Below are 12,187 nucleotides of genomic sequence, written 5' to 3' on the forward strand. Positions count from 1 at the left end.
CGCCGGGGCACCATCGCGCAGCGAGCACGCCCACTTGACCCGCAAGGTCAGCGGCCATATTCACTCACATAATGCCGATGAGCGGACGTCCCCAAGGCCGACTTCTGCGCCCGACCTATCGGAACCGCGCCATTCGTGTTCTCTGTTTCGCTAGGTTGCGGCCGTGGAGTTGATCCGGCAATTCGACAACGAGACCTTCAGGCGCGGGCTTGAGGAATGGGCCTGGCTGACCCGGGGAAGCACCTCGAACCCATAGCCGCGTCGGCGTTTGGCGATGCCTTCCTGCAGGGCCTAGACGCCGTCTGGTTCTTGGACATGATGGAAGGGAACGTGTCACCCGAGTGGCCGAACGCCCAAGTCCTGCAGACAGCGCTCAATACGCCCGAGGGCCATCAACTGGACCCTGCGGCGGGCAGGGCTGGTCGAGGGACGGCCACGAAGAAGGTCGCGGACCCATTCGTGCGCTTCGAGCGGCCTGGGCCGACGCAACTGTGGGGCGTCGACATTATCAGCGGGGTTCAGCTGGTCGACGCCGGTTCTGGTGAGGTGCGTGAGGCTAAGGTCGTGACTGGTGTGTATGACCACTCCCGGGTCGTGATGGCGGCGGTGGTGGAGCAGGCCATCGCGCGGGCGGCGTGACTGGCGTTCGCGCAGAAGTTGGCTCCATACAGGGTGCCCCCGCGTGGTCCGGCAGAGGGCCCAAGTCAAAGGTCCGGATTCAAACTTGCCGGAGGATTCGCTCTTCTGAGGAGCGCCTCCAACTGATCCAAGGCTTTCACCAGGTCGCGGGGAGGCAGGTGGTGCTGGCGCAGGATCGCGATCAGACGCTGGGCATCTGGTTTCCCAGAATCAGCAGATCGCGACGATCTGTCCATCCAACCAGCGAGTAAATCCGACAGTTCTTCCGCCGCAAGATTGAAGTTTTTATCGTCCTGAAGATCATCAAGCTCAGGATCGTAGGAATAGCGATCAACAACTTTCCAAATTTCATGCAGGATTGCTCGGTCGCGTCTAGCAGTCATCGTTGCCCCCCTAATCACCAGAACGAATGCCAGCGGTCGCGAGAATGGTTGAGCTTGCCTCCAGGGCTTCGGCGAATGGTCGCCTTTGTCGAGCCGCGGTACCACGTTAGCGCCCGGCGGGCTGATTGATGGTAGTGGCGGGGACTGCTGTAGCGGTGTCCATGCTTGCCGTAGTGATAAACGAAGGAGCGGCTAGAGTTGCTAAAACTGCCTCGCGAGAAGGTGGCTCCGACTGCCCTTGCCCGGGAGCTGTTCCGGGTGACATAGAGCGCCGCCCGAAAACTGCGGTAGCCACTGACTGCACGGTAGGTGCGATAGGCACGGACACCCCAGATTGCTCCGCGTACAGCCATTCCCGCCATTCCAAGGCCAGGCACAAACATTGAGCCCCAAAGAGCCGCTGTCCCGACTTTCTTCCAGAAAGATCTCTTCTTCCAGAATGCTCGGTGGCCATCCAGATCGGTCTGATTGATGGGGTCATTGGGATAGCCGTAAGAACTGGCGTTACCACCTGGCTCGGGGTCAAGCGCCGTGAATCGCCCAGTGATCCCGTTGTAGAGCCTGTCACCCATGAGGGTCAGCCCGGCGGTTTCGGCGGTGGTGGAACGCTGTTTGGCCCCAAGCCACCCGTATCCCACTGCGCCGGCCACGGCTGCAGTGGCCGCCGGGTCTCGGGGAGTTCCGAACTCGGCATAGTCCGACCAGCCACTGATGACGACGGATGGCGTGGTGTATGCCTGGCTTGCGTCCATCGGGACGGTGGTGACGACGTCGCCGTGCAGGTTCGCCAGGGACAGTGCTGCCGACCCGTCTGCGTATATCGACGCCCCAAGGTCTCCACCGATGGATTCGGCGTACCTGATCGTGCTGGGCTGCCCCAAGGCATCGGTTGAGACGATCCAGGACGGGTTGTCGCCCCCTTCGGTGTAGTGCCGGATGGTCCGGGTGGTTTGCGTTCCCGTGGTTGTGTCGGCCTGCAGGCGCCGGTTGGCGGAGTCAAGGACGAACGTGGTGGTTGTCCCGTTCTGGCTCACCGATCGTGGGAGGTCGTCGTCGTAGTAGCCCAAGGTGATGTTTCCGGCTGCACTACTTGGGGCATCGGAGCTCGGGATAGTGGTCTGGCGACCCATTGCGTCGTAGGTGTACTGGCCTACGCCGTTGGCCCCCGCGGTGGGTCGGTCGGCGGTGTCGTAGGCCCACGTCAAGGAAGACGAAGTGGTGTTCGACGTTCCGGTGCAGTCTCCGTCGGTGTGGGAGGTAGTGGCGGACTTGGTGCGTCGGCCGTTGTTGTCGTAGTAGTAGCTGCGCACGTCGCAGGGTGCGGCGTCGAGGGTCTCGAGGTGGGTGGGTGCTGTGCGGTCGATCACGGATTGGAGTCGGCCCGCGGAGTCGTACTGGTAAGTGCGGTCGTAAGAAACCGCTTCGCCAATTCCTGGTGAGATCTCCGTGACGTCGCTGACACCTGGGGCTCCGTCGAAGCCTGCGGAGGGTCCGGTGGCTTCGCTTCGCACACGGCCTTGGGTGTCGTTGGTGACGCTCCAGGCCAGCCAGGGCTGGTTCTGAACTGGGGTACCGGGGGTGTAGGTGACGTTGCCGTCGGTGTCGGTTGTCTCGGTGACGGGGGTGACCTGTCCGGTGTACTGCATCGCGACGGGTTCACCGGCGGCGTCGAGTGTTGTGCGTTGGGTGATCGCTCCGGGCAGTTTCTGGGTGACCATTTGTCCGTCTGCGTCATAGGCGGCTTGGTATTGCAGGACGCTGGAGCCGGTACCTGAGCGGGTGATGGTCATCCGGGTGACTTGGTTTCGTCGCTCGGACTTGCCGTCGGCGTCGGTGCCGTCGTAGAAGTACGCGGTCCGCTGGGTCGCGCCTCCCCCGCTGGCAGGTGCTTCGTCGATGGTGGCGGCTGACCCGGCGCCGGGCTGGCCTGGTGCGACGTAGGTGGTTGTTGTGGTGTCACCGAGGTCGTTGGTGCTGGTCACGGCTCGTCCCCACGCGTCGAACGTGGTCGTGGTGCGTGCGGTGGCGTCTGCGTCGGTTTTGCCTGTGTTGAGCTTGCCCGTGTAGTCGACGAGGCCGTTGTCGGTGCGGTAGTGCGTGTAGGTACCTGCTCGTGCGGTGGACCCAGTGACACCGCTGGTGGTGGTCCAGGACTTCGTGGTGCGGGCAGCGGTGTCGTATCGGGTTTCCGTGGTTCGCGTCGCGGTCCCGGAAGTTTCAACCTCTTGTAGGGGCGACAGCCACTGGTTGTACTTGGTTGTGCGGCTGTCGGGGAGGGTCGCGGCTCCTGCGGCTCCGGTGGTCGGTGCGGCAGCAGGTCCGGTCCAGCAGGTCAGGCCTGCCCACTCGACCTTGTTACCGCAGGCGCTGTCGGCGGGGTTTGTCCCTGCGGTGTAGAACACCGTGTTGGTGGTGCCGGCATCGGTTCCGGTCGACAAGGGTTGGCGTACTGATGTGGTGCGCCCCTCAGCGTCGAACCTGGTCGTGCTCGCGATGCCTCCCGTGGTGACCTTGGTCGGGGATCCCAGCTTCCAGGGGTCGCCCTCGGTCGCGTCGGCGCTGGACAGCTTGGCGTAGCTGTTGACTGTGGTGGAGTAGACGCTGACGTCAGGATCCTCTGGGGCGCCGAAGCTGCTGGCGGCCCCTGTCGTGACGGTGGTGGGCAACCGCCACGGCTCGAGGGTGTCGGGGTTGATCCCGGTTCCGTTGCCGCGGTTCGGGGCGCCTTGGTCGTAGTCGGTGTGGGTGTGTGGACGAACGGGTCGGATGTCGTCCTCGCCAACGACGTTGACCATGGCATCGCGTGCCGGCCCGTACACATCGGTGACCAAGGTTCCGGCAGGGGTGACGACCTTCGTGGCGGCGGGCAGAGGCCCGGCGCCGTCGGGGTCGACGCTGGCGCTGATGTCGTCGTTGTAGACCGTCTGGGTGGACAGGGCGTCGATCTCGGCGGGGTTGAGCGCGGCACCGGTGGCGACGGCGGCCTTGGCGGTGTTGATGGCGCCGGCGTCGAGCTCGCGGACGGTATTGCCCTTGTCGTCGTAGTCGGTTGCGGTGACCTGCCATGCACCAGCACCGTATTGCGCGGTATTGACGGTGTAGCCCTGGGCGTCGGCGTAGTACAGCTGACCACGGGTGCAGCAAGTACCGGTGTCGTCCAGACCGAACACGGCGTACCCGGTGACTGGTGCGCTGGCTTGGTTCCAGATTTCCACAGCGCTGGCGCTCAGGTCAGGCAAACTGGAGGATCCGGTCACAGCGATCCCGTACTGGATCCTTGTGGTGGTCACAGCGGTGGAACCACCGGTGGCGTCGTCGCGGCTGGCGGTGGTCACCCGCGGGGCCCCGGGAGTCGTGTCGTAGGCGAGGCGTTGAGCGGCGAGTCCGGTCGCCTTGACCGAAGCCAGCCGGGTGGAAGTCCCATCCCAGGTGTAGTCGGTCCCCAAGTTGGTGCGGGGATCCAGGACCTTTACGAGGCGTCCTGAGGTGTCGTAGGTGTAGGACGCCACAGTGGTGGTGGCCATCGCCCCGGCGCCGGCGGCAACTTCAGGATCCCACAGCGTGGCCGTGATTGAGGCAACCCGGGTGACCGTGCCGGCACCAACGGTCACCGTGGCGTAGGTGATGTTCAGGGCGCGGCAGCCCTTGACCAAGGTCCCTGTCGGGGAGCAGGTCACAGCGGGGGAGGTCCCGTCGGCAGCAGGCGGAACAGGCGCGATGATGCGGATGACGCGGCCCGCAGCGTCGTGGGAGTAGGTGGTGGACCCAACCTGGCCGGCTTCGTTTACCGACACTGGTTTCCACGACACGTCCGCGGTCGGGGCGTACGCGGTGGTGCTGGCGGTGTAGCTAACCGGAGACCACGTGGTGACTGTGCCGTCCTCTTCGACAAGGGTCAAGGTGGTGGCCTTGAAGCTCGTCCCAGACCCGGTCCCACCCACCATCAGTTGTGCGCCGGAGTCGACGGTGTCGTCGGTAGCGCGCAGGTATTTGGTGTTGGGCTTGTACACCCGGGCGCCGTCGGGGTTGGCGAAGACCAGCGGGTTGCCTTCTTCGTCGATCAGGACGATGGACCCGTCTTGGCGGGTGTTGTCGATGACGTTCATCCCTGCGGCGCCGGCGTCCGGGCCTTCGAGGGAGGCTGTCCAGCCGGGGCCGAAGACACCGGTTACCGGGTCATTGGGCCAGCTGGCGGTGCTGCCGTCACCGTCGAAGCTGGTGTGTGAGCGTGAGATCGCCAGATCACCGCTGTACCCAGGTACGGACACATCGGTGGCGGAGGTGTTGAACTCTCCGGTGTACAGGGCAACTTGGCCCGGGCCGGCATCAGCGACGGGGTACCCGTTGCCAAAGGCGTGCGGCAGCCGGGTAATGGTCCGCGGTGACTGCGACCAGGTGCACTGGGTCGCTCCACCGCCATAGACGAAGCAGTACTGCACATCCAAAAGGATTGGAGTCCGCGACGGGAGGTCTGCGCTGGCACCGGCCTCACGCACAGCGGTCCGCGTATCCCACGTGATGTTCGCGTTGACGATGTCGCTCGACGTCGCCGGGCTCAAGGCCACCGTCGGGCCGTCGCTCCACCCGGTCGTCTCGTTGCCCGAACCGGCGACCCGCCACTGGAGCTTGCCCGTCACGGTGCTTGCGCTGCGCTTGGGCGGTCCTGCGGCAGCGATGCTGATGGTGCCCGAGGTCGAGGTCCCTACCTTCGGCAACGTCATCGATGAGCCGCCCCAACCGAACGAGATGTTCGTCGCCGGTGAAGGCACCATCGACCGGGATAGTCCGATCGCCTTGATGGTGTGAGGCCCGTTCTGGGCGTTCGTGAACGACACCGTCGTTTTGGCGACGGCCGGATCGTTGGAGGCGGTGACGACGACACGCTTTGCCGTGGTGGCACCGTCGACGTACAGGTCGATATATCCGGGCGCGACGTACGTGCCAGCTACCCCGGGCGCGCTGATCGTGCACGTGACATCCGTGGTGGGGGCGGCGTCGGTCCACGTGTTGTTGGCATACCCGTTGGTGCAGCTGATCGACGGGGCCGGCGGTGTCGACTGGGATACGTACAACGTGGTCCAGGGTGACCAGTAGCCATTCGACAGGCCTTGGTCGTCGCCAGCCGACGCACGGATGTAGTACGTGTCGTTGTTCGGTAGGTCCGTCGAGAGCGTGCACGTCGCAGCAGTCCCAGAGGCCGTGTACGGCGGGTGCGGCGTCACGCAGTTCGTCACCAGGGCGGAGCCCGACGTGTCGGAGTGAACCTGAATGTTGGAGTACACACCATTGCTGTCAGGGTCGGTGACAACCGTGCTCAGTGTCGGCCGCTTCTGGTTCGTGAACAGCATCGCGTTCGAGGAACCGGGCGCGGTGTACGAGTTAGCGCCCGCGACAGTCGGTGCGGACGCAAGGTTGGGCTTCCGGTTGTACGTGTACGTGATGTACGGGTCCTGAGAGGAATCAACCGAGTAGAACTTCTTCCACCCGTAGGAGTCCGTCTCCGACGCCGACAGACGCACGCCACCAGCAGAGGAGCCACTGGCCGCCCACGACTGGATCATTGAGGTCACCGGCACACTGACCCGTCCACCCGCGCACGAGGACGAGAAGCCCTTAGCAACGTTGAGCGACCCGTAACTGGTGGCACCACTGGGCTGATTGTTCCAGTTCGTCGACGACGTCCCGCCCAGGGCCGAGTACACATAGAACGGCTTAGCGGTGCAGGAGTAAGAGTGGAACTCATACAGGGAAAGGGACCCTGAGATGATGTCCTTGCCGCCGATGCCTCCGCTGATCGGGAACGTCAGGAAGGACCGATACTTGTCCCCTCCCCCGTCGTAGGTCCCCACCCGCAGCTCGGTAGACGTCGAGTAGGTCGCTGTTGGGAACGCCGATGACACGTAGGTGTCGAACGAGGCGGTGGAGGTGCCCGAGGCGTACGTAGGATCGATGGTGATCGGGAACGTGCGGTCCGGGCTGGTCAGCCACTCTTGGTCGGGAGTCAACGTCACAACAGCGCGACCGGACCCCTTCTGGGCGACCGTCATCTTCACCGGCGACAGGTTCACGAATTCGTCGGACTTCTCATCCTTCACCGCATCCCAAGCAACCGGCGCGGAAATCCGCGAGGCCACCGCTCCATCAGCGTCGACGAACGAGACCGACCCGTCCATCTCCGAGCGAGCAGTCAGACCCTTGGTCTTGACAGGGATGTCCCACGACACCGAGCCCTTCCCGGCCTGCGCAACCAGAGCCGACAACGCCTCAGGGGTGTTGATCACCAGGTGCTGCTCAAAGCCGGTCCGACGCGCATCCACCACCAGGTCGACCCCGGGCTTGACGTCCTTATAGGTCGCCGTCGACTCCTTCAGCACCGGCGTGCCGAGGTTGCCTGACCACCCCAGGGTCACGTCGCGGGCTTGCTTGGCCCTGCCCTTCTTCTCACTCACGCCCGCGATGTCCGTCTCCGAAGCAGACTTCGCCGCACCGCTAGCGGCCCTAGACCCACCCGCCAACGACAACCCGGACGGGTGTCCCTGCGGCGCCACCGTCCCGTCCGGCGCCACGCCCAGGGTCAGGTCCACATCACGCCACGCACCACCACCGGGGTGCTGCTCATCCTTCAGGGACGGGTCACGGAACCGAATCTGACCAGCATGGGCCTGCGTCGTCATCGTGCCGTCCGGGTTCACCCACGTCGTCGAGGTCTCATCACGCAGAGACTCAACCTCAACACGCACACCCTGCGCCCGCGCCGTCAGCCGCGCCGACACCACATCCGGACGCACAGATACGGTCTCAGCCTTCGGCTTCGTCGCAGCAGGCGCGAGCGCAGCCGCCGGCTCAGCCGCCATACCCAACGTCACCGTCAACGCCGACGCGACCGCCATCGCTGTGGCCATGAAACTCGGGCGCAGCCGCCCACCGCTAAACGTTGACGACAACACACGCGACGACTTCAACTCTGACATGCCTAACCCTGCAGATCCCAAGTGCCCTATTCGAGGGCGAACGGAAGGACTCTGCTGCCAACACGCATCCGTCGTCCCGCACTTTGCCTACTCTTTACCTATAAAAGAAGCGGATAGTCCTTTTGACCTATCTCTGGCCGAGTCCAATGTGATGTGGAGAAACGGTTCGCGGCGGACGCCAACGGTCTGCGCTCTTGGCCGCTCGTTCGTGCTCTGAACCGGCCCTGGATCGATGGGTCTACCAACCCGCGAAGCGGTGAAGTCACGGCAGCACCGAGGAAGTATCCGGACAACCTCCGCAAGCGTTCGAGCTGGATGGTGATGGACGTGCTCGAGGCACAGGGTGGGCCGAGCATCAATGGCGCGTGTCGATGCGCGGGAGAGCCGCTCGGGATCCACGGAGACACACTTCGGAGGTGGCTCAAACGGACTAGCGTCGACGTGGGGAAGCAGCCTGCTATCACGACTCAGGACAGAACGCGGAGCGTGGGGCCCGAACGCGAGGTTCGCCGAGCGTGGGGCCCGAGCGCGAGGTTCACGGAGCTTGTTGCGTCCGCCGCCTGAATCCACCCCTTTCAGGACGGACAGCTACTCAGAGGTAGCGTGTGGCCACTCCTGCCGCCCTGTGTCCGTCGACACGCCACGGCGCCCGTGCCGCCGCAGCTTCGTCACGACGTGTTTGGGTGGCGGATGAGTCCGCGCCCGTCGTGGCGATGGCGTGGCGCAGTACTTCATCAGGTTCGGCATGCTCCGGCTCGTTGTGCCTCGTGCCGTCGTCGGGATCGTGGTCTACGTTGACATACATTCGGTTCGACTCCCTGCCCCGCGTGGCCATGACGTACAGCGGCTCGCGTGTCGTAGTCGGGGTCACGTAGGCGTGGGCGGTGTCGACGGTTCGGCCTTGGGCTCGGTGGGCTGTGGAGGCGTACCCGAGTTCAAGATGCTCAGCGACATAGGTGGCAGGCAGGATCGCCACGCCCCCATTGTCTGGACGGGAAAGGCGCACCGATCCGTCGTCCCGTGTCTCGCGAACGATCCAGTCATCGCCGTTCTTGACCCAACCGCGCCCTGTGAAATATGCGCGGACGTTCCGCCGGGTGACGACCACGTCTCCGACCGCGATGGTGGTGCCGTCAGCCGTGGTGACACCACCGTCAGCAACTGCGCCCACCGCGACATTGTGGGCTCGGGCTCGAGCGTTGAGATCTGCGACGGTCTGGGCATCGGCGGCGATCATCAGTGACTGGCGCCCGGCGCGGGTGTCGGTCAGCCAGGCGTCGAAAAGGAGATCGAGCATGTCCTCCCGCGTACCGGACTCGACCCGCCCGTGCGCCAGGTACGTGTCGGCTGCCTCGGGGTTGCCGGTGCGCAGCTGGAGGGTGGAGTCGCGTTCCCATTCGTGGCGGAACCGGCGGACGTCGTGCAGGGTCGCGACATCGGCGCCGCGGTCGTCGGCGAGCAGCTTGAACGCTCCCCCGGCCTGGACCGGGGACAGCTGTGCCCAGTCCCCCACCAGCAGCACTTTCGCACCGGCCCGGGTCGCGACTGCGGTGATGTGGTCCAGGTCCTTGGTGGCGGTCATGGACGCTTCGTCGATGATGACCAGCTGCTCAGGCCGTAGGGTCCACCGGGCGTATGCGGCGCGTTCCGCGGCCGCACGCTGCTGCAGTTGGCGGGTGGCAACGCAGGGGTAGGCGCCGGAAAGCCGCGCCGCGTACTCGCGCAGGCATTGTTCGCGCTCCGGACTGCGCTGGTTCTCGCTGATCCACTTTGCCGTGTTCTCGGTAGGGACCCCGACCGCGTCGGCCAGGACCTCCGCGGATGCCGCCGATGGGGCCAATCCGACCACCGATCCTGGCCCGTGTTCGGCCTCCCACGCTGCCCGTACTCCCGCCATGGTGGTCGACTTCCCCGTGCCGGCGGCACCGACGAGGACGTCGAGTCGGCGGCCGGAGGTGACCACAGCGGCGACGGCGTGGGCTTGCTCCGCGGACAGGACGTGCTCCTTGCCGGGTACGATCATGTGCCCCAGGCGGGCCGTGACGCGGGTGCTTACGGTGGGGCCATCGGTGGCCTGTCCGGCGGCCAAGAGTCGGGCTTCGGCGTCGAGGAGTTCCTGGGTGGCGTAGACCTCGCTGTTGCGGGCTCGAAGCATGCTGGACCCGTCCGCGCGGCGCAGGTGCTCCGGGACGTTCAGGGTCTCGGCGGGGGTGAGCATGACCGCGCGGTCCGTGGCCAGGGTGGCGGTACGCTCAGCCGCCGCGATGCGGTCGGCCTGGGTGGCGAACCGGACCCCGTGGAGCTGCCGGTGTGCCTCGGCCAGCAGGTTCGCCCGGGTGAACGTGGCCCGCTTGTCCGCGACCTTGGCCACCACCAGCGTGGCGGCGTCGGCGAGGATCCCCTGCCGCAGGTCGTCGGCGGTGACGAGCTTCTGGGTGTGCCGCCCGGCCAGTGCTGCGACCCACGCTGGCTGGTCGTCGCCGACGAAGTCCCGACCGCGCACCCGCCAGCCGCGGATGAGCTCGGTCAGCGGTTTGACTTGCTTGGCCTCACGGGTGGCCAGCGTCGCCCGCTGCCGCAGCCCGATCACCTCCCGCGCCGAAGGCTGCCGCCCGTGGGAAGCCGCGAACGCATCGACCAGGTCGTCCTTGGCACGCTCGATCACACTCGAACGCTGCGCAAACTCATCCCGCAGCTCCTTGCCGACGCCGTCGACCTCCCACTTCGGCTCCGTCGACCGAGCCCGTTCCTGCGGCAACCACGCCCACCCCAGGTCACGGGTCAACTCGTCCGCCAAGAGACCGTTGTACAGCTCGGACATGCCGACCGCGGCCCGGAACAACCCCTTGGAGTCCAGGGTCCGCCAGCGGCCATCCACCACCGGCTGGACCCGGTTGAGGACCACCACGTGGGTGTGGAGCTGGGGGTCCCCCGCGCGGGAGTCCCAGTGGTCGAATGCGGTGGCGACCACCCCGCGCACGTCCTCGGTGATCGCCCCCGCGTGGCCGGTGCGGGTGGCGAACACCTGGGACTCCCCGTAGGCGATCACCGCCTTGAGGGCGCGTTGGTGCGCCGCGTGGATCCGCGCTCGCGTCGGTTCGTCCGCAAGCGCCCACGCCACCGACACGCTCTTCGGCACGGAGAAGGTCAGGTCGAAACCGGCCACCGACGACTTCGCCTTCCGCACCCTCCCGAGGTGGTCGACGAACACCATTCCCTTACCGGTCGGCGGTCGCCCGAGCTGCTCACCGGTGACCGGGTCCTGCAGCATCCCCAGCATCCTCCACAGCTGCTTCTCGGTGACCTGCGAGCCTGTCTCGACGCCGACTCCCCCGGCAAGACCCGCGAGGCCGGCGCCCAGAAACCAGCCCGGCGGGGTACCCGTCGCCGCGTAGTACCCAGTCAGCCCAGCGACCTTGGTGGCCTCGTCGGCCCTGGCGACCGAGGACATGAGGTAGCGGTATCCCGCCCCGAGAGTCATGCGCCTGATCGACATCGTCATAGTCGGACAACGGTGTCGTGGGGGCACCATCGGCGACCACCCGACCACCTTGGTGCCAGACGTGTGGATCCGAGGTTGGGCCTGACGCAGACGGGGTGGAGCGGAGGGAGCCAGCGCGGGCTGGCGGGAGGGCCGTGGGGACGAGACCGGTGACATGGGTCAGAAGGTGCCGGGCGTGGCGGTCTGGGGTCGAGGGCGTGTGCCGCGTAGGTGGGGACGGTTCGTAGGGCCCTAGGCAGCGCCTGGCAGTCAGGTCCGGGTGGTTCATGCGAATGGTGCCCCGTGGCGGCCGTTGACCTGACACACGAATCGAGGAGGAACTCATGAGTCGCCCCTATCCCGTTGGCCAACAAGCCCGGCTCCGCCTGTTGGAGGCGCAACGGGCCGAGACGCAGGCCCTTCGCGAGGTTGACAAGGTGGCGCGCCGCCTCGACTCGCTGGTCGGGCGCCTCGACGCGATCGATCTCGAGCTCGCCATGGCCGAGTCCGACCTCGTGTCGGTCTCCGGACTGTCTCGAGCCGCCCAGCTCCTCGAAAGGCAGCCTCGCGAGCTCAGGCGACGCGTGAAGCTGGCGGCCCAGGCCGCCGGTGATGACAAGCCCCCTGGTGCCCGGCCGGCCGCCGGGACCGGAACGTCGCCAGGTGCACATCCGTCGACGACGTGACCGCTACACACCAAACCGCACCCCTGC

5 protein-coding genes are annotated in these 12,187 nt (G+C 66.0%); 2 read left to right on the top strand and 3 right to left on the bottom strand.

Annotated elements, in window-relative coordinates:
- The first annotated feature begins 216 nt into the window (after positions 1–216).
- Positions 217–639 carry a hypothetical protein gene (locus tag ABD286_RS02400; RefSeq protein ID WP_344193359.1) on the top strand — a complete coding sequence of 141 codons (423 nt, stop codon included), beginning with the start codon at positions 217–219 and terminating at the stop codon, positions 637–639.
- Positions 640–704: 65 nt separating this feature from the next.
- Here ABD286_RS02400 and ABD286_RS02405 read toward each other — a convergent pair whose 3' ends face one another.
- The 3 genes from ABD286_RS02405 to mobF form a co-directional block, all read right to left on the bottom strand.
- A complete protein-coding gene (locus tag ABD286_RS02405; RefSeq protein ID WP_344189919.1) occupies positions 705–1,022 on the bottom strand; it encodes a hypothetical protein in 318 nt (105 codons plus the stop codon).
- Between the two features lie 14 nt (positions 1,023–1,036).
- The gene (locus ABD286_RS02410) at positions 1,037–7,993 is read right to left on the bottom strand and encodes a DNRLRE domain-containing protein (RefSeq protein WP_344189921.1); all 6,957 of its coding nucleotides are present in this window, start codon (positions 7,991–7,993) and stop codon (positions 1,037–1,039) included.
- A gap of 592 nt (positions 7,994–8,585) precedes the next feature.
- Complete coding sequence (gene mobF / locus ABD286_RS02415; RefSeq protein WP_344189923.1) at positions 8,586–11,495, bottom strand: MobF family relaxase; 2,910 nt, start codon at positions 11,493–11,495, stop codon at positions 8,586–8,588.
- A 323-nt stretch (positions 11,496–11,818) separates the two neighbouring features.
- On the opposite strand from mobF, the gene ABD286_RS02420 reads away from it, so the two are divergent.
- Positions 11,819–12,160 carry a hypothetical protein gene (locus tag ABD286_RS02420; RefSeq protein ID WP_056920568.1) on the top strand — a complete coding sequence of 114 codons (342 nt, stop codon included), beginning with the start codon at positions 11,819–11,821 and terminating at the stop codon, positions 12,158–12,160.
- Positions 12,161–12,187: the final 27 nt, after the last annotated feature.

Source organism: Pedococcus aerophilus, from assembly GCF_039532215.1.
Taxonomy (GTDB): Bacteria; Actinomycetota; Actinomycetes; order Actinomycetales; family Dermatophilaceae; genus Pedococcus; species Pedococcus aerophilus.

Bases quoted from the DNA above. Each gene is read 5' to 3' on its own strand.
- ABD286_RS02400 (WP_344193359.1), top strand. From the start codon at position 217: ATGGGCCTGGCTGACCCGGGGAAGCACCTCGAACCCATAGCCGCGTCG.
- ABD286_RS02405 (WP_344189919.1), bottom strand. From the start codon at position 1,022: ATGACTGCTAGACGCGACCGAGCAATCCTGCATGAAATTTGGAAAGTT.
- ABD286_RS02410 (WP_344189921.1), bottom strand. From the start codon at position 7,993: ATGTCAGAGTTGAAGTCGTCGCGTGTGTTGTCGTCAACGTTTAGCGGT.
- mobF (WP_344189923.1), bottom strand. From the start codon at position 11,495: ATGACGATGTCGATCAGGCGCATGACTCTCGGGGCGGGATACCGCTAC.
- ABD286_RS02420 (WP_056920568.1), top strand. From the start codon at position 11,819: ATGAGTCGCCCCTATCCCGTTGGCCAACAAGCCCGGCTCCGCCTGTTG.